The organism is Nitrosomonas sp. sh817, from assembly GCF_030908545.1.
Taxonomy (GTDB): Bacteria; Pseudomonadota; Gammaproteobacteria; order Burkholderiales; family Nitrosomonadaceae; genus Nitrosomonas.
Map to the genome: position 1 here is coordinate 1,394,763 of NZ_CP133083.1, position 16,954 is coordinate 1,411,716.

A 16,954-nucleotide genomic window follows, 5' to 3' on the forward strand; every position below is an offset into this window, starting at 1 on the left:
TGGAAATAAAGATCGAACATAGCGGGTTACAAACGGCGGAATAACCTATCGTGCTTCCGCCTTACGGATTCTCATTTTCTTTGATTCTTGCGCGCACTTCAGCTACTAATTGAGGATTGTTTTTAGTAAATATCCAACCATCAATGTATTTGAGCAAAAGTTTTATGGATTCGATAAATGCTTCAATCGCTTCCGTATATAGTGTGTCAGGAAGATCTCTATCTTTAGGGGATAATTTAACACTAAATTTTCTATCTTCCCTGACTTCGTTAATAGTGTGGTGAATATGTGTTCCAGACAAGTGTATATATCCGGAGGTAGCTTGATAAACTCGCTTAACCCATGGAAATTCCTGAGATAAGAGTTTAACTAAATGGCTGTCAGTGAGCCGATTGCCATTTATATCTTGAAGCTTATCGATCCGAATACCTTTAAGTACTTCTAAAGCAAAATCATGTGGTTTCTCCACAAGAAACGCTGCATAGAATCTGAGAGCCGTATCTAGCTGCATCCTTAATAGTGCACCTGCAATAACTAAGTTTCTGGCTCGTATTAAGGTATTGAAAGCATCGATATTTGCCATTGTTCGATTAAGGGCTGCACCGGCAAGAAAATCTAATCCGTAAAATGTATGATCATAAGCTTCATACATGTGCTTGCCGCGATTTTTTACAGCATCGTGACCCTCATTCAGGGCCGCCAAAAGTTTTTCGATTTCATCGGACATGAAGTGTCGCCAAATGTAATATATGAAACATTTCGCCCAAAATTTTGGGTGTGATGTCATAAAGTCATGGTTATAGCTGATCATCATATAAATGAAGAAATTGATCAAGACAGATTTGATTACAAAAAATATGCAGCATCTTCCATATCGAATTGATTGATAAAATGCCCAAGTTATTTGTTTATGTCGGCATACAACTGAAATTCCAATGAAAAAACTCCTCCCCGAAATTATCACCAAGCGGCTGGTCCATCTTCCCCATCCAACGTATGCGGAAGATCTACCCGTTAACGCCCGCCGTGAAGAAATCAAGCAGGCCATCGAAAATCATCAAGTCGTGATCATTTGCGGGGAAACCGGTTCGGGCAAAACCACGCAAATCCCTAAAATTTGTCTGGAGCTGAAGCGCGGCGTGCATGGCCTGATCGGGCACACGCAGCCGCGGCGGATTGCGGCGCGGACGGTGGCGGGGCGGATTGCGGCGGAATTGAATAGTCCGCTGGGGCAGGCGGTCGGTTATAAGGTGCGGTTTACCGACAAAATCAGCGCGGATTCGTATATCAAATTGATGACCGATGGCATTCTACTTGCCGAGACGCAGGGGGATCCGCTGTTGCTGGCTTACGATACGTTGATCATAGACGAAGCGCACGAGCGTAGTTTGAATATTGATTTTTTGCTCGGTTACCTCAAGCAACTACTGCCGAAGCGGCCGGATTTGAAACTGATCGTGACCTCGGCGACCATCGATGCGCAGCGTTTCTCGCGGCATTTTAACGATGCGCCGGTGATCGAGGTCAGCGGGCGGTTGTATCCGGTCGAGATCCATTACCGTTCGCCGCTGGCCGATGAGGATGATGATAGCGATGGCGATGTGCAGCGAGCCATCATCCATGCGGCCGATGAGTTGATGGCGTTGGGTTCGGGCGATATTCTGGTGTTTCTGCCAGGTGAGCGCGAGATTCGCGAGACCGCCGAAACCTTGCGCAAGCATGCGTTTCATCCCATTCATTCGCGTATCGAGATCTTGCCGCTGTTTGCTCGTTTGTCGGTCGCCGAGCAGGAACGGGTGTTTCAGCCGGGCGGCGGCCGACGTATCGTGCTGGCGACCAATGTCGCGGAAACGTCGCTGACGGTGCCGGGGATTCATTATGTGATCGATACCGGGCTAGCGCGGATCAACCGCTACAGTTACCGCAACAAGGTCGAGCAGTTGCTGGTGGAAAAAATCTCGCGTGCGTCGGCGAATCAACGGGCCGGGCGCTGCGGGCGGGTGGCGGATGGGGTTTGTATCCGCTTGTATTCCGAGCAGGATTTTCAGGGCAGGTCGGAATTTACCGATCCGGAAATTTTACGCTCTTCGCTGGCGGCAGTGATTCTGCGCATGAAATCGCTGAAGATCGGCAATGTCGAGAATTTTCCGTTTTTGGAGCCGCCATCGCCGCGCATGATCGCTGACGGTTATCAGTTGCTGGCGGAACTCGGCGCGGTCGACGACAACCGCAATCTGACCGCCACCGGCTGGCGGCTGGCGAAGTTTCCGCTCGATCCCAAGATCGCCCGTATGATTCTGGCGGCGAAACAGGAAAATTGCCTGCACGAAATCCTGATCATCGCATCGGCACTGAGCGTGCAGGATCCGCGCGACCGTCCGTTCGAACACCAGGCCGCCGCCGATGAGGCGCACCGGCGTTTTCAGGACGAACGTTCGGATTTTCTGGCGTATCTGAAATTGTGGGATTTCTACGACGAACTGCTGAAGCATAAAAAATCCGGCAAGAAGCTGATGGCGCAATGCCGTGAGCTGTTTTTGTCGTACCGGCGGTTGCGCGAATGGCGCGAGATTCACGGGCAATTGCATACGCTGATGGCGGAACTGGGCTTCAAGCCGAACGAAATTCCGGCGGGTTACGATGAGATTCATCGCGCGTTGTTGCCCGGCTTGCTCGGCAATATCGGCTTTAAAACCGAGAAAGAAGGGGAATATCTGGGGGCGCGCGGCATCAAGTTCGCCATTTTTCCCGGCTCGGTGTTGAAAAAAGGCAAAGCCAAGTGGGTAGTGGCGGCGGAATTGGTCGAAACCGCCAAGCTGTATGCGCGCTGCGTGGCGAGAATCGATCCGGTTTGGCTGGAGCGGATCGCCGGGAATTTGTGCAAGCGGCACTACTTCGATCCGCACTGGGAAAAGAAACGCGCGCAGGTGGTTGCGTTTGAACAGGTCACGTTGTACGGCTTGATCATCGTGTCGAAACGGCCGGTTAATTACGGACCGGTTCATCCCAAAGAAGCGCGCGAGATTTTTATCCGCTCGGCATTGGCCGCCGGGGAATACAACACAGAAGCGCCGTTTTTTCTGCACAATCAAGCGTTGATTCAGGAAATCGAGGAGCTGGAACACAAAACGCGGCGGCAGGATGTGCTGGTCGACGAGCAGGAAATTTTTGCGTTCTTCGACGCGATCATTCCACAGGACATTACCAACGGCGCCGCTTTTGAAAAATGGCGCAAGCAGGCGGAGCAGCAGAATCCGCGTTTGCTGTATTTAACGCGGGAATTGCTGATGCGCCACGAAGCCGGGCACGTCACCGAAGTGCAATTCCCGGAACGGATGACGTTGCCGGACGGCAGCGAGTTAGCGCTTAGCTACCGGTTTGAACCCGGTCATCCACTCGATGGTGTGACGCTGACCGTGCCGCTACCGTTGCTGAACCGGCTGGAAGCCAGGCAACTGGATTACCTGGTGCCGGGATTGATCCGCGAGAAAATCACCTGGTATTTGAAGGCGCTGCCGAAGCAAATCCGCCGCATGCTGGTACCTTTGCCCGAAACGGTGACGGCATTTCTGGTGAGCCATTCGAATGCCGTGCATCCAGTACCGTTGACCGATGCACTCGAACAATTCATTGTTAAAAAAACCACGCTGACGGTGCCGCCGGATACTTGGCCAGCAGCGCAAATACCGCCGCATTTGTTGATGAACATCCGCGTGGTTGACGATGCCGGTGAGGAATTGGCGATGAACCGCGATCTTGCCGGGTTGCAACGGCAACTTGGGCAAGCCGCGCAGCAATCGTTTGTGAAGCGGGGTGCCGCCAACGAAAAAATTGCGATTGAGCGTGATCAGATCACGCAATGGGATTTCGGCGATCTGCCGCTGGAAGTTGCTTTCATGCGAAACGGACAACCGATGACGGGTTATCCGGCGCTGATCGATCAGAACGAAAGCGTCGCGATCCGCTTGTTCGATACGCAGGAAGCGGCGGATCAAGCGATGCGCCCGGGTGTGCGGCGGCTGTTAAGCTTGGTGTTGAAAGAACAAATTAAGCAATTGGACAAGAATCTGCCCGGATTGAAACAAGCCAGCATGCAACTGGCGAGCCGGATGAATCCCGGCGATTTGAAACAGGATATGCTGAACGCGATTCTCGACCGCGCCTTGCTCAACGATGATCCCTTGCCGCGCAGCGAGGCCGGGTTTACCGCGCAGTGCCAGCGCGCCAGAAGCCGTTTGCCGGAAGTATCCGCAGCTCTGGCGAAATTGCTGCAACAGGCTGGCGCCGATTATCAAGCGCTGACTGCGCGCCTACCGGCGGTTCGCAACGAGCGGGTGAAGTCGGAGTTAAAGGAGCAGCTCGATCATTTGCTGTATCCCGGTTTTCTCGGCGCGACTGATTGGAAACGCCTGCAGCAGTTGCCGCGTTATTTGAAAGGCATGGCGTTGCGATTGGAAAAACTCGCTGCGAATCCCGAGCGGGATCAGCGCATCAGTGCGGAAGTAGCGCCGTTCTGGCAGCAATATTTACAGCGATTCGAGAAACATCAAAAGACCAGCATGCATGATGACAATCTGGAAGAATTCCGCTGGCAAATCGAGGAATTGCGCGTGTCGTTATTTGCGCAGGAGTTGAAAACGCCTGCACCGGTATCGCCGAAGCGTTTGCAGAAATTGTGGGAAAGCGTGCGGCCATAAAAAACGGGAGCCGCGGCTCCGGTTTGTCGTTTGTGCAACTTAGCACGATTATCCCGTGGTCATTTGTTTATAGATCCTCTTTTTTTGTGAAAAAATAGGATATTTGTACAGGTCGCGGCTTTTATTACACCAATGATTCTGAAGAAATTCTTCGCATAGGTTAAAATGCGCTCTATTTTTTATTGATTACTGGTTTGTTGCAGAAAAATCCAGTAAATACTAACAAGTTTTCGAAACCGAGGAAGCCACATGAAATACCAAACCGATGATCTGCGCATTATCGGCGTGCATGAACTCACACCACCGGTCGAATTGCACCGCGAATATCCGATGACGGAGATCGCCACCGAAACGGTCTACTCGGCGCGGCAAAGCGCGCATCGGATTTTGCACGGTGAAGACGATCGCTTGCTGGTAGTGGTCGGACCGTGCTCGATTCACGATGTCGACGCGGCGCTGGAATACGCGGCGCGGCTGAAGCACTTGCGCGAGGTATTGAAACCGCATTTGCACATCGTCATGCGCGTCTATTTCGAAAAACCGCGCACGACCATCGGCTGGAAAGGATTGATCAACGATCCCGATCTGGATAACAGCTTCCATATCAACAAAGGCTTGCGGATGGCGCGGCGGTTGCTGCTGGATTTGAATACCATCGGCATGCCGTCGGCGACGGAATACCTGGATTTGATCAGTCCGCAATATCTGTCCGACCTGATCAGTTGGGCGGCAATCGGCGCCCGCACGACCGAAAGTCAGGGGCATCGCGAATTGGCTTCCGGCGTTTCCTGTCCGATCGGATTTAAAAACGGCACTTACGGCAACCTGAATATCGCCATCGATGCCATCGCCGCGGCTTCGCGTCCGCATCATTTTCTATCGGTGACCAAGGAAGGGCACACCGCGATTTTTGCCACCAAGGGTAATGAGGATTGCCACATCATTTTGCGCGGCGGCAGGAAGCCGAATTATGATGCCGCCAGCGTCGAGTCGGCGACCGAAGAATTGCAAAAAGCCAAGTTGCCGCCGCATCTGATGATCGACTTCAGTCATGCTAACAGCCACAAGGATTACCGCCGCCAAGCCGAAGTCGCCGCTAATGTGGCCGAGCAGATTGCCGCCGGAAATCGGGCGATTTGCGGGGTGATGATCGAGAGCCATCTGGTCGAGGGCAATCAAAAAGCCGACGGCAAGAAACGTGAGGAATTGTTGTACGGGCAAAGCATTACCGATGGTTGCATCGGTTTTGAAATGACCGAGCAAGTGTTGCAGCAACTGGCCAAAGCCGTTGAGAAGCGCCGGAAGAGAAAATAACGCGTTTAGCGCCGACTAATTGCCTGCGCAAGCGAATTAATCAGCGCTTCCTTAGTTTCTGACCGTCAAACCTTGATGCAACGACAACCGGTAAGCGCTTAAAGCCGGAATCAAACTCAGCAGGAAGGTGCTGGCCACGATGATGCCAAGGTGCATGATGATCGAGTCATTCATCACCAAATTGCTAATGAAAATGCCGAAATTTTCAGCCAGGTAGGTTTTGGAAAAATGGAGCGCAACCGCTAGTAAGCATATCGCCAGGATAATAGCGGATAGCACGATCAACAACGCTTCCAGTTGAATGATCAGGAACACAAACCAGGAACTCGCTCCGATCGCGCGCATCACCGCAATTTCGCGTTGCCGCTCGCGGATCGATGACAGCAGCATGGTGCTCAAGCCTAATAACGCCGAGAACAATACCAGATACGATATCAATTGCAGCGTATTTTCCATCGCCCGCATCATTTCCCATAATTCCATCAATGTCACGCCGGGAAGAATCGCCAGCAAGGGTTCTTTGGCGTATTGATTGATCTGGCGCTGTACCTGGAAAGTCGCCATTTTGGACTGTAGCCCGATCATGAAAGCGGTGATGCTTTTCGGCGTGAGATCGCGCTTTTCGATGTCCTCATCCATAATCCGCTTGCCCGGGATCTTAACGCCATCCCGCCAATTGAGGTGGATTGCTTCCATCCCTTGCAGACTAATATATAACGCTTGATCGGCGGGTGTTCCGGTCGGTTTGAGAATGCCCGTGACGGTAAAGGATCTGTCGTCATGCGAGCTGAAACTGACTTGTCCGAGTCCGTGCGCCAATACGATGGGGTCGTGCAAACGGTAATTGAGTTTTTTGGCGATATCGGCGCCAAGCACGACATCGAATACTTTCGCGAATGCCCGGCCCTCGGAAAAATCCAGCCTGGCGTTTTCACCAAAGCGGAACCGTTCGAAAAAGTCGCCGGTGGTGCCGACCACGCGGAAACCGCGATGCGAATCGCCCAGCGAGATCGGAATCGTCCATGCCACTTTGGGATCGTTGGCAAATGCCTGGTAACTTTGCCATGAAATATTATTGGTGGGGTTGCCGATGCGAAAAACCGAGTACAGCAGCAGATTGAGCTGGCCGGTGCGCGCACCGGCGATCAGATCCACGCCGGAGACGGTTTTACTGAAACTTTCCTTGGCTTCGAAGCGGATATGCTCGACCCCGAGCAATACGAACACGCTGATGGCAATGGAAAGCAACGTCAGCCATGCGGTATAGCGCCGGCTGCGCAAACTTTGCCAGGCGATTTTAGCTAGCATGAACCACCGCTCCCGCGCGGTTGATTGCGGTCAGATTTACAATCCGCTGGAAATATTGCGTCAATGAAGTGTCATGGCTGACAAAAATCAAGGTATTGCCCTGATCCTTGCAAAGCTCAAGCAGTAACTGCATGAAAGCGGCGCGGGCGTCGCTGTCCAATGCCGATGTCGGTTCATCGGCGATCAGAATCTCCGGGGCGTTGATGAGCGCCCGGGCGATTGCAACCCGTTGTTGCTGCCCCACGCTCAGTGCGCCGGTTTGCTGGCGCAGCAGGGAGCGATCCAGTCCCAATGCGGTAAACAGTTGCAATGCTTGCGGTTCGATGCTGCTATTCGTTTTTTTACCGAAATACGCAGCCAGGCGGATATTGTCGAGCACGTTTAAATAGGGGATCAGGTTGAATTGCTGAAACACGATGCCGATATGCCGGGCCCGGAAAATATCCCGCTGATGCGCCGGGAGCGTGGCTAAATCTTGACCGAGTATTTCCACGCTGCCGTGAGCCGTTGTCAAAATTCCCGCCAGCAGATTGAGCAAGGTCGATTTTCCTGATCCGGAAGGTCCCTGAAGAAAGACTCGCTCACCTTGTTGAACATGCCAGCTTGGAATATCGAGGACCGCCGGTGAGTTTTTCCCCGGATAGGAAAAAGCCAGCCGGTTGATTTTTATTGCATCGGGTACCGGCGTAGCGGCCGCTTTCAGCGGGATTTCTGGAGAAATGACCGTCAACAAAACCTCCTTGCTTTTTTCTTCGTTTGTTTCCGGATGATATACTGCACCGTATGATTACAACAGCATTTTATCGCAAGCTATCTTTCCAAACCGCGAAGCGGTTGATCTTTGCCGGTACGACAGCCGCATTGCTGATAATTGGCGCGCAGGGCGTTGATTCGGTCGCGCAATCCGGTACGGCGGCGTACCGCACTGTCGAATGGGTCGACTTGATGCCGGCGGATGACCTGGAAGCGTTGCTGAATCCGCCGGATTATCTCGATGACATCGAGGACGGGTCGGAACAAGACAGGCTGAACAGTCAACTCAAGCCTGCAACGCCGTCAGCGGAAGACGATCGCTATCAGCAAGCGCTGAAATCCACGCGGATCATGCCGGAATTCGATAACCGGAAAATCAGGATTCCAGGTTATATCGTGCCGCTGGAGTTCGGCAAGAATCAATTGGTGACGCGCTTTTTCCTGGTGCCGTATTTCGGCGCCTGTATTCATGTGCCGCCGCCGCCGCCGAATCAAATCATCTATGGCGTTTACGACAAAGGATTCAAGCTCAATCATTTGCAGGAAGCTTTCTGGCTGACCGGTTTGCTGAAGACGACATTGACCGAAAACGATGTCGCGACTTCCGCTTATACGTTACAGGTAGCGGACATCAAACCTTATACCGAGTGATCCGATACCCGGCTTACTTGATTTTCAGACGATTGGCCGCCGGTGTTAATAGTTGCGTGCCTTGCGACCGGCCGGTAACCCATTGCGCTTTAATTTGTTGAATCCCCGGAAAAATAGCGAACAAGTCAATGCGGATTTCGTTCAATTCCGCAATCCGCGAACACTGAAAATGGTAATTGGCATGGATATCCGCGTGTTCTTCATGATGATCGTGGCCATCGTCGCCATCCGTATGCGAATGGATTTCCGGCATCCGGATATCGCTATCCACCAGTTGGCAACCGGCGCCTGGCAATGCAAATAACCGGGGTGGCCTGGTCAAGATTTGCCGGGTTGCGTGAAATGCCGTCTTTTGTTCAGCAGTAACCGGTGCGTGCTCGAATCCGAGCAAATTCACGGCTGGGGATTCCAGCGTTAAATGCACGTCATGATTTTCCAGAACGATATTCAACGCGGCGATTCCATGCACATGCGGTTCGTGCGCCGGGTGCCCGGACGCTGCAACCGCAACGCAGGATGATGCGGCAAACCATAGCAGCCAGCCGGGTGCGCTCAGTTTACGATGCATGGCTTGCCCGGGCTGAGCCAACCAGCGCGATGAAGGTATCTTTGATCACGGAATACGGAACATCGCGCGTAATGAAAACGATCCGGGTCCGGCGATCCTCCGAGGGCCATCCGGGTAATTCCACGGGCGGATGGAAGATATGTTGCACGCCATGAATAACCCACGGCGTAGCGTGATTCTTCATGTTCAAGATGCCTTTGATCCGTAAAATATCCGGGCCTTTGATAGCCATCAACAGATTCAGCCAATCGTCGAAAAGCGCCGGTTCGATCGGGTCTTCGAAGGTAAAACAAAAAGCCTGCACATGATCGTCGTGGCGGTTGACGCCGGACTGAGCCGTAACCGGCGGATGCGTGCGAAGGGATGGATTGTCTCCGGGACTGACAGGCTGGTAACGATTGGCAGGCTTGGATTCATACGATTCCGCGTTGAGCCATTTCATCACATCCGGTGTTTTCTGATCGATCGAAAATACCGTGTTGTTGAAAACCGGTTGCAAATCCGCCAGACCGTTGACCGCCGGCAATTGCATCGCGGACGGATTCAGGGCGTGTACGCGTTGTTGCACGGCGCTGAGCGTTTGTTCGTCGACGAGATCGCTTTTGGTCAAAATGATCCGGTCGGCAACGGCGATTTGCTTGACTGCTTCCGTGTGGCGATCGAGTGTTTCCATCGCATTGACACTGTCGACGGCTGTCACGATCGCATCCAGGCGATAGCGGCTGGCGATGTGCTGGCTGGTCATCAGCGTATGTAGCACCGGCGCGGGATCGGCCAGCCCGGTGGTTTCGATCACGACCCGGTCAAAACTGCGCGTGCCGTTGCGGGCGAACCGCCAGGTGGCATCTTTCAGCACTTTTGCCAAGTCGCCGCGAATCGAGCAGCAAACGCAGCCGTTTCCCATTTCCATCACCACCGTTTCGGTGCTTTGCGTGACCAGCAGATGATCCAGGCTGATTTCGCCGAATTCGTTGATGATCACCAAAGTCTTGCTGAAAAAGGACTGACGCACCAGTTGGTTGAGCAGCGTGGTTTTGCCGCTGCCCAGAAAACCGGTCAGCAAAATGACGGGAATCCGTGCGTTGCGATCTTCCATGGGAGAAATTCAAATAAATCCGGTTATTCGGAAATAATCTGGCACTGCTTACAGATACCGTGCAATTCCAGTTGCTGGTGCGCCAATGCAAACCCTGTACTGCGAATGCTCTGCTCGAGATCTTCGATGATATGTTTTTTGATGCCGATTTCCTTGACGCTGCCGCAGCGGTCGCAAATCAGAAATTGCGGGGTTTCATGCCGGTGGCTGCAGGTGATATGCGCGCATGACATGTATTGACCGGCGGTTTCCAGTTTATGCACCAATTTTTCCCGGATCAGAAATTCCAGCATGCGATAAACCGACATCACCGGCAGCGATTCCTGAAATTGGGTTTTATATTTGTCGACGATTTCATAGGCCGATAGCGGCGTGGCGGAAGCCAGTAATACCGTCAACACATTTTTGCGCTTTTCCGTCAATTTGCTGCCGGTTGCTGCGCAAACTTCTTGTGATCGCTTGATGATTTGATCGATATCCGCTGACATTTTGAATTTTTAAGCTTTCAGGAATCAAGAATCCATTGATTACATGAACATATTACGTGAAATTGTGAAAATTTGAAAATCATGACCGTCATTCACCGGTTATTGTTCTTCAACCCAGACCGGAAACGGATCGGGCAGGGCGGGCCAATGCGATTCACCGGCTTGCAGCTCTGCGTCCGTCAATAAGCATTCATCCAGCCATTGACGGATGATTGACTGATCGAGGTTCTGCCCGATAAACACCAATTCCTGCCGCCGGTCTCCGCACGGTTCTTCCCAATCTTCCATGATGGACTGCACGGAGACTTCATCCTCCGGCCATTCATCTCTGGGGACGGCTGCCCAAAACATGCCGGCATAACCGTAATGCGCAATTCCACCGGCCTGATTCCATTGGCCGGCTTGATCCGGGCGCGTGGCCAGCCAGAAAAAACCCTTGGAGCGGAGCAGTTTGCCTTCATTCCAAGGATGATGGAGAAAGTCGTAGAATCGTTGCGGATGAAAGGGCTTTCTCGCAGTGTAAACAAAACTGCTGATCCCGTATTCTTCTGTTTCAGGAATATGCTCGCCGCGCATTTCCTTCAACCAGCCGGGTGCTTGTTGCGCTTTTTCAAAGTTGAATTTACCGGTATTTAATATCCGGGCTGCATCGATACAGCCGTTCTGGATGGCGATGATTTCCGCTTCGGTATTCAAGCTGCGTAAAATGCCGCGCAGATTATCCAATTCTTCGGGGCTGATCAAATCAATTTTGTTGATTAAAATCACGTCGCTGAATTCAACTTGATCAATCAGCAACTCGGTGACGCTGCGTTCGTCATCCGCCCCCAAGCTCTCGCCGGTTTCTTGCAGCATTTTGGCTTCATCGAAATCCTTGAGGAAGTTCACTGCATCCACCACCGTTACCATTGTGTCGAGGCGCGCCACGCCGGACAGGCTGACATCGCTGCCGTCCGCAAAAGTGAAGGTTTCCGCGATCGGCAGCGGCTCCGAAATGCCCGTGGATTCTATGACCAAATAATCAAATTTTTTTTCGCGGGCAAGTTTCCGCACTTCGATGAGCAAATCCTCGCGCAGCGTGCAGCAAATGCAGCCGTTACTCATTTCGATCAGCTTTTCTTCAGACCGGTTGAAGGAAATCTCCTTTTCAATCAACGCGGCGTCAATGTTGATTTCACTCATGTCATTGACGATCACGGCAATGCGCATTCCTTGCCGGTTACTCAAAATATGATTGAGTACGGTGGTTTTTCCAGCGCCCAAAAAACCCGACAGCACCGTTACAGGTAGTTGCTCAATAGTCATTGCGGTCATTGATTGTTTGATGTTGATACCCGATATGATATAACATATCATTCATTCAATCCAATGTCATTTGGATCATCGTTGCCTCAGAAGCTTATTAATCAATGAATTTAGCGGATTAAACAACAGAAACACGAGCATGAATCAATTTTTCACCCAATCTTTGCACTATGATCGAACCGGCATGAAAGCGCGTAACATGCGGTGTCCCGAAATTTCCGCGCCGATTAACCGCGACGTATGGCGCTACCGTTGCGGAAACTAGCGATGACCCTGGTGTTGGTGTTCGCGATGGGACAGGTTCAACCCGTTGCGGCGGATTCTGCTGCGGACGCTAAAAACCCGGCGTCCGCAGCAACAGCGGCTGAAACGGATAAACCCAAGCCGGTCATTCAAATGACGCCGATCCAGGTCATCGGCACCACCGGCGATGAACCGCCCAAGCCCAACAGCAGTACCTTGAAAGGCCGCTCCTTAAGGTTGCAGCAAGGCGATACGCTTGGCCAGACGTTGCATCAGGAACTTGGTGTCAGCAATGCATCGTTCGGTCCCGGGGTCGGCATACCGGTGATACGCGGCTTGACCGGCTCGCGCGTGCGGATATTGCAAAACGGCGTCGGCAGTCATGACGCCACCAGTCTGAGTCCTGACCACGCGGTCGCGATCGACTCATTATTGGCGGATGCCATCCAGATTTTTCGCGGACCCGAAGTGATCCGTTATGGCGGCAATGCCATCGGCGGGGTGGTGGATGTCAGCGATAACCGCATCCCCGACAGAAAAGTCAAACAACCGGTTAGCGGTTCCGCAGAAAGCCGTTACGATACCAACGGCCATGGCACGCATTCGGCATTCCGGTTGAATACCGGGAAAGACCGGTTTGCATTCAACCTCGGCGGTTTCTTCCGCCAGCGGGATGATGTGCGGATTCCGGGAAAAGCCATCGACGAGGCATTGATCGAGCAACAATTCGGTCTGACCGATATTCCGAATGCAGCGGGCAGGATTCCCAATACCGACAGCAGAGGCATCGGCGGCTATACCGGTGTTTCATGGTTCGGCAACAATTTCATGGCCGGCATGTCGGTGAGCCATACCGATAACCGCTACGGTGTTCCTAAAGGCAGTCATCATCTCGATCCCAATCATCTCGACGGTCTCGAAAACATTTTGCCGCGGATTAGAGATTTGAGCGGATTCGAGGATATTTTCGGGCCGAAAGCGTTGTTCCCGAGTATCCGCCTGAACATGCAGCAAACCCGCTACGATTTCAAAACCGAATGGTATGAACCGGTGCGCGGCATCGAAAGCGTCAGCTTCCGTTATGGCCTGGTCGACTACCGGCATACCGAGCTCGAAGGCGGTTCGCCTTTTACCCGATTCAAAAACGATGTTGGCGAAGGCCGGCTGGAGGCGCGGCATAACGCTTTACCCAATTTAACTGGAACCGTCGGCGCTCACTGGATCGACCGGAATTTTTCCGCGCTGGGCGTCGAAACCTTCGTGCCGCCGACCAAGCAGCAATCGGTGGGATTCTATACGACGCAAGACTACACCTGGAATAACTGGATCGTGCGCGGCGGCGTCCGGCTGGAGCATGCGCGGATCAATCCTGATGCGCAGCAATTGAAGTTGCGCGGCAGCGCATTGCCGCCCGTGCCGCTGCCGGGTTCCCTGGATTTTCTGGCGTTTTCCGCTTCAACCGCGTTGCAATGGAATCTGCGGCAAGATACGGCGTTGACCTTCACGCTGAATCGCGGCAAGCGGCCTCCGGACATACAGGAACTGCTGGCGCTGGGTCCGCATTTGTCGACCCGCAGTTTTGAAATCGGCAACGTGCAATTGAAGAACGAAACCGTGAATATGGCCGACTTGGCGCTCGACTGGAAATCGGACCGTGTCAGTTCGCGCATCAACGGTTATTACAACCGCACCGATGACTATATCTACCTGCGCAATACCGGGCTGGTGTATGAAGTCGATAATGAAACCATACGCCAGCGTTGCGTCAGCGATGCCGAATGCGTTTCGGTTTTTGCGTATGACCAGCGCAACGCCGAGTTTGCCGGGTTTGAAGCGCGGGTCGACGGCACGCTTTATCAACTGCCCGGCGGCAACAATGTGTTGCTCACCGTGTTTTCGGACTATGTCCGCGGCCGCTTTACCGGCGGCGACCGGGATGATGTGCCGCGCATGCCGCCGTTGCGTTACGGTGCCGAATTGGGACTCGGCAATCCCATCTGGAATGCCGCGCTGCGCTACACGCGGGCGGAAGCGCAGCGATATCCGGGCAGGAATGAAACGGCGACGGATAGCTACCATTTATTGACCGCATCAGCGGATTATCAATTAAAAGCGGGAAAGTGGGGCGATTTATGGTTATTCGCCAAAGGGCATAACTTGCTCAACGAAGAAATCCGCAATTCCGTATCGTTTTTGCGAAATTTCGCGCCGGAACCGGGGCGCAGCTTCATTTTTGGCGTGCGCGCCACATTTTAGACAATGCGCTATCTATCTTTCAAAATGACCGGCGTGCAATGGAGACTGTTCATCGGCTGCTTTGCTTTGTGCGTCAATGTGCTGGCGCTCGAAGGGTTATCGATTCGTTCTGCCGGTGCGGTGCATCTGGACATTGAAGTCTGGGGTCAAGGCAACGCTTTGTTTGCGGGATACTGCCGCACGCCGGGCATCACTGGCTGCGATCTCGACGGCTTGGCGGAGGCGACCGGTTTACCGGCCAATACCTTGCCGGTGGAGGCCGCCACCGGCAGGCTGATTTTCCCCGCCGATTTTCAGGATCTTACCGGCGGTCCTTTCAGGACGCGGAATCCGGGGTTCCAGTCGATACAAAATGCGCTGTTGCCCAATGAATTGCTCGGTTATCGCGCATCGGGGCGGTTGCGTTATTGGGATCCGGCGCTATCGGTTTGGCGCGATGCGCCGCCGGATGTGCAAATCCGCTTGTTCGGCGGGCTGGAAGCCAACACCGAGGTATTGCGCGATTACTCCGAATGCGCCGGGCAACTGATTTGTTTCAGCGAGGGCAGTTTTGGCACGGACGGCAGCACTGTCTTCACCGGCGGCGGCATTCTCGGCAGTGCGGAACTGGTTGTCGACATTACCAGCGCGAACGGCATCTTGCATACCCATCTAAGTTTCTTTCTTGAGAATCAAGACGGGCAACCCGGCGGGGCGATCGGTGCTTATCTGGTCGAAATGCGATTGCTCTCCAATGCGCGTTTTTTCCCAACCGAGCCATTCCTGATTCTGTTCAATGCAGGGCTTGAGCCGGAACAATTCGCCGCCGCTTTGGTTGCATTAACCGGCGAACCGGATGGTATCGATCCGCGCCCGCAACCGGTTCAACCGGTATCGATACCCGGCGATGCGGATCTGGACGGCGATGTCGACCGCATCGATGTCGCGTTGATTTTACTCGCCGCGCAGAATAACGAGGCAGTCAAGCCCGCGAATTCCGCGTTAGACGCCGACAAGGACGGCGTCATTACCCGAGCCGATGCCTTACTGGCGAAATCCTTGTGCACATTGCGGTTGTGCAATAGCCCGCTGGATGCGCCGGCGACTTCGCTGAATGTCGCGGCGATCTTCGATCATCAAGCCGGAATCCTGAATCTGAACGATATCGAAGCCGGTGCGCAACACTTCCGCGCGCAGTTGCAAATTCAGGAAGACCAATCCTTGCTGTTGACTTCGCTGCAACTCGACCAATCGCGCTATGCAAACCCCGCGCGCTATGATAGCGCCGCCGGCATTCTGACGATCCCGGCGGTATTTATTAACGGGAAGTTTTTTCAAGCAACGTTGCGTGCGATCGATGCCAAAAGATTTCAGGTGATTCAACTGGAAGAAATCAGTGGAATTCTTGAGAAATAAAAGTTTATTAACAATACCAACTAAGGAGTCAGAAAAATGTTCAATAAAATGAAACTATTAGTCTTTGTATTTATGTTTGTTTCGATTTTCAATTCCGCGCACACGATTGCAGCGGCAGATGATTCGCATGCAGGAGATATTCAGCCATGGCGGGTCGGCGCGGAAATTTTTGTGAATAGCCGTTTGTTCGAAGCCGATTTTGGCGATCTGAGCGGTGGTCCGTTCGAAACCGACGATCCGGGCGTCGATGTCAATATTACCAAAGGCGCTTTCACGTCCGGCAATTGGTTGCGTTTCCAGCCGGTTGGGAAGTTGCTTTATTGGAATGGCGCGCAATGGAGTGAAACCATCCCGAACGGCGAAAGAATCGATGTGACCGATGCGCTGAATCGCGTGATTTCTTTTTCCGGCAGCGGCGTCAGCGAAACCGCCGGGGTGATCGGCGAATTCGGCAGCGGCGGCGATCTGCACGAGCACCTCAGCTTCAAAATGCTCGATGCCGCCAATACGCCGAATGGCACCGCCGGCGCGTACCGTATCCAATTTAAGTTATTCGAATCGAAAGCGAACAACGATACCTCGGTTTCCGTGGCATCGGCGCCGATCGCAATCGTTTTCAATCGCGGACTGACGAACGAAAGCTTTGAAACGGCCGTCGCCGCCGCCGGTGATCTTTCCGAAAATGCGGTTTTTTCTGACGGGAACGGGGTATTGACGATCCAGAGCGTCAAAGCGCTGGGAACCCGTTATCAAGTGAAGCTGCAACATTTGGGCGGCGATAAATTCCAATTGATCGAGGCCAAGCAAATTTCTGCGGCGGAATAAGATCCGGTCAAATTCCTGCATACATGCGCGCCTGAAACCGGTCTCACGGTATTTG

General features: G+C 53.0%; 13 protein-coding genes. 6 read left to right on the plus strand and 7 right to left on the minus strand.

What is annotated here, in order from left to right; genetic code table 11:
- Window positions 1-61 precede the first annotated feature (61 nt).
- The gene (locus tag RBH92_RS06605) at window positions 62-727 is read right to left on the minus strand and encodes a hypothetical protein (RefSeq protein ID WP_307933802.1); all 666 of its coding nucleotides are present in this window, start codon (window positions 725-727) and stop codon (window positions 62-64) included.
- Between the two features lie 208 nt (window positions 728-935).
- On the opposite strand from RBH92_RS06605, the gene hrpA reads away from it, so the two are divergent.
- Together hrpA and aroG are read left to right on the plus strand one after the other, a co-directional pair.
- The gene (hrpA, locus tag RBH92_RS06610) at window positions 936-4,697 is read left to right on the plus strand and encodes an ATP-dependent RNA helicase HrpA (RefSeq protein ID WP_307933803.1); all 3,762 of its coding nucleotides are present in this window, start codon (window positions 936-938) and stop codon (window positions 4,695-4,697) included.
- A 249-nt stretch (window positions 4,698-4,946) separates the two neighbouring features.
- Window positions 4,947-6,011: a 3-deoxy-7-phosphoheptulonate synthase AroG gene (gene aroG, locus RBH92_RS06615; RefSeq protein WP_307933804.1), complete on the plus strand. Its 1,065-nt coding sequence runs from the start codon at window positions 4,947-4,949 to the stop codon at window positions 6,009-6,011.
- A 51-nt stretch (window positions 6,012-6,062) separates the two neighbouring features.
- Here the strand turns inward: aroG and RBH92_RS06620 are convergent, their stop codons facing one another.
- Both RBH92_RS06620 and RBH92_RS06625 read right to left on the minus strand, forming a co-directional pair.
- On the minus strand, window positions 6,063-7,319 hold the full coding sequence (locus tag RBH92_RS06620) for an ABC transporter permease (protein ID WP_307933805.1): 1,257 nt from the start codon (window positions 7,317-7,319) through the stop codon (window positions 6,063-6,065).
- Window positions 7,309-8,049: an ABC transporter ATP-binding protein gene (locus RBH92_RS06625; RefSeq protein WP_307933806.1), complete on the minus strand. Its 741-nt coding sequence runs from the start codon at window positions 8,047-8,049 to the stop codon at window positions 7,309-7,311. The genes RBH92_RS06620 and RBH92_RS06625 overlap by 11 nt, the downstream gene beginning before the upstream one ends.
- Before the next feature lie 53 nt (window positions 8,050-8,102).
- Between RBH92_RS06625 and RBH92_RS06630 the strand changes: the two genes are divergently transcribed.
- A complete protein-coding gene (locus tag RBH92_RS06630; protein ID WP_307933807.1) occupies window positions 8,103-8,723 on the plus strand; it encodes a DUF3299 domain-containing protein in 621 nt (206 codons plus the stop codon).
- A 13-nt stretch (window positions 8,724-8,736) separates the two neighbouring features.
- Here the strand turns inward: RBH92_RS06630 and RBH92_RS06635 are convergent, their stop codons facing one another.
- The 4 genes from RBH92_RS06635 to zigA all read right to left on the minus strand — a co-directional run bounded on the left by RBH92_RS06635 (window position 8,737) and on the right by zigA (window position 12,189).
- Window positions 8,737-9,291 carry a DUF2796 domain-containing protein gene (locus tag RBH92_RS06635; RefSeq protein WP_307933808.1) on the minus strand — a complete coding sequence of 185 codons (555 nt, stop codon included), beginning with the start codon at window positions 9,289-9,291 and terminating at the stop codon, window positions 8,737-8,739.
- Window positions 9,281-10,387 carry a CobW family GTP-binding protein gene (locus tag RBH92_RS06640; RefSeq protein WP_307933809.1) on the minus strand — a complete coding sequence of 369 codons (1,107 nt, stop codon included), beginning with the start codon at window positions 10,385-10,387 and terminating at the stop codon, window positions 9,281-9,283. Before RBH92_RS06640 ends, RBH92_RS06635 begins: the two co-directional genes overlap by 11 nt.
- Before the next feature lie 23 nt (window positions 10,388-10,410).
- Window positions 10,411-10,875: a Fur family transcriptional regulator gene (locus tag RBH92_RS06645; RefSeq protein ID WP_292925495.1), complete on the minus strand. Its 465-nt coding sequence runs from the start codon at window positions 10,873-10,875 to the stop codon at window positions 10,411-10,413.
- Window positions 10,876-10,974: 99 nt separating this feature from the next.
- On the minus strand, window positions 10,975-12,189 hold the full coding sequence (gene zigA, locus RBH92_RS06650; protein WP_307933810.1) for a zinc metallochaperone GTPase ZigA: 1,215 nt from the start codon (window positions 12,187-12,189) through the stop codon (window positions 10,975-10,977).
- Between the two features lie 258 nt (window positions 12,190-12,447).
- On the opposite strand from zigA, the gene RBH92_RS06655 reads away from it, so the two are divergent.
- The 3 genes from RBH92_RS06655 to RBH92_RS06665 are packed head-to-tail and all read left to right on the plus strand — an operon-like array spanning window position 12,448 to window position 16,899.
- Window positions 12,448-14,679: a TonB-dependent receptor gene (locus RBH92_RS06655; RefSeq protein ID WP_307933811.1), complete on the plus strand. Its 2,232-nt coding sequence runs from the start codon at window positions 12,448-12,450 to the stop codon at window positions 14,677-14,679.
- A gap of 3 nt (window positions 14,680-14,682) precedes the next feature.
- Entirely contained in the window at window positions 14,683-16,074 is a 1,392-nt protein-coding gene (locus tag RBH92_RS06660; RefSeq protein ID WP_307933812.1) for a hypothetical protein, read from the plus strand.
- Window positions 16,075-16,110: 36 nt separating this feature from the next.
- A complete protein-coding gene (locus tag RBH92_RS06665; protein ID WP_307933813.1) occupies window positions 16,111-16,899 on the plus strand; it encodes a hypothetical protein in 789 nt (262 codons plus the stop codon).
- Window positions 16,900-16,954: the final 55 nt, after the last annotated feature.

Bases quoted from the DNA above. Each gene is read 5' to 3' on its own strand.
- RBH92_RS06605 (WP_307933802.1), bottom strand. From the start codon at position 727: ATGTCCGATGAAATCGAAAAACTTTTGGCGGCCCTGAATGAGGGTCAC.
- hrpA (WP_307933803.1), top strand. From the start codon at position 936: ATGAAAAAACTCCTCCCCGAAATTATCACCAAGCGGCTGGTCCATCTT.
- aroG (WP_307933804.1), top strand. From the start codon at position 4,947: ATGAAATACCAAACCGATGATCTGCGCATTATCGGCGTGCATGAACTC.
- RBH92_RS06620 (WP_307933805.1), bottom strand. From the start codon at position 7,319: ATGCTAGCTAAAATCGCCTGGCAAAGTTTGCGCAGCCGGCGCTATACC.
- RBH92_RS06630 (WP_307933807.1), top strand. From the start codon at position 8,103: ATGATTACAACAGCATTTTATCGCAAGCTATCTTTCCAAACCGCGAAG.
- RBH92_RS06635 (WP_307933808.1), bottom strand. From the start codon at position 9,291: ATGCATCGTAAACTGAGCGCACCCGGCTGGCTGCTATGGTTTGCCGCA.
- RBH92_RS06640 (WP_307933809.1), bottom strand. From the start codon at position 10,387: ATGGAAGATCGCAACGCACGGATTCCCGTCATTTTGCTGACCGGTTTT.
- RBH92_RS06645 (WP_292925495.1), bottom strand. From the start codon at position 10,875: ATGTCAGCGGATATCGATCAAATCATCAAGCGATCACAAGAAGTTTGC.
- zigA (WP_307933810.1), bottom strand. From the start codon at position 12,189: ATGACCGCAATGACTATTGAGCAACTACCTGTAACGGTGCTGTCGGGT.
- RBH92_RS06655 (WP_307933811.1), top strand. From the start codon at position 12,448: ATGACCCTGGTGTTGGTGTTCGCGATGGGACAGGTTCAACCCGTTGCG.
- RBH92_RS06660 (WP_307933812.1), top strand. From the start codon at position 14,683: ATGCGCTATCTATCTTTCAAAATGACCGGCGTGCAATGGAGACTGTTC.
- RBH92_RS06665 (WP_307933813.1), top strand. From the start codon at position 16,111: ATGTTCAATAAAATGAAACTATTAGTCTTTGTATTTATGTTTGTTTCG.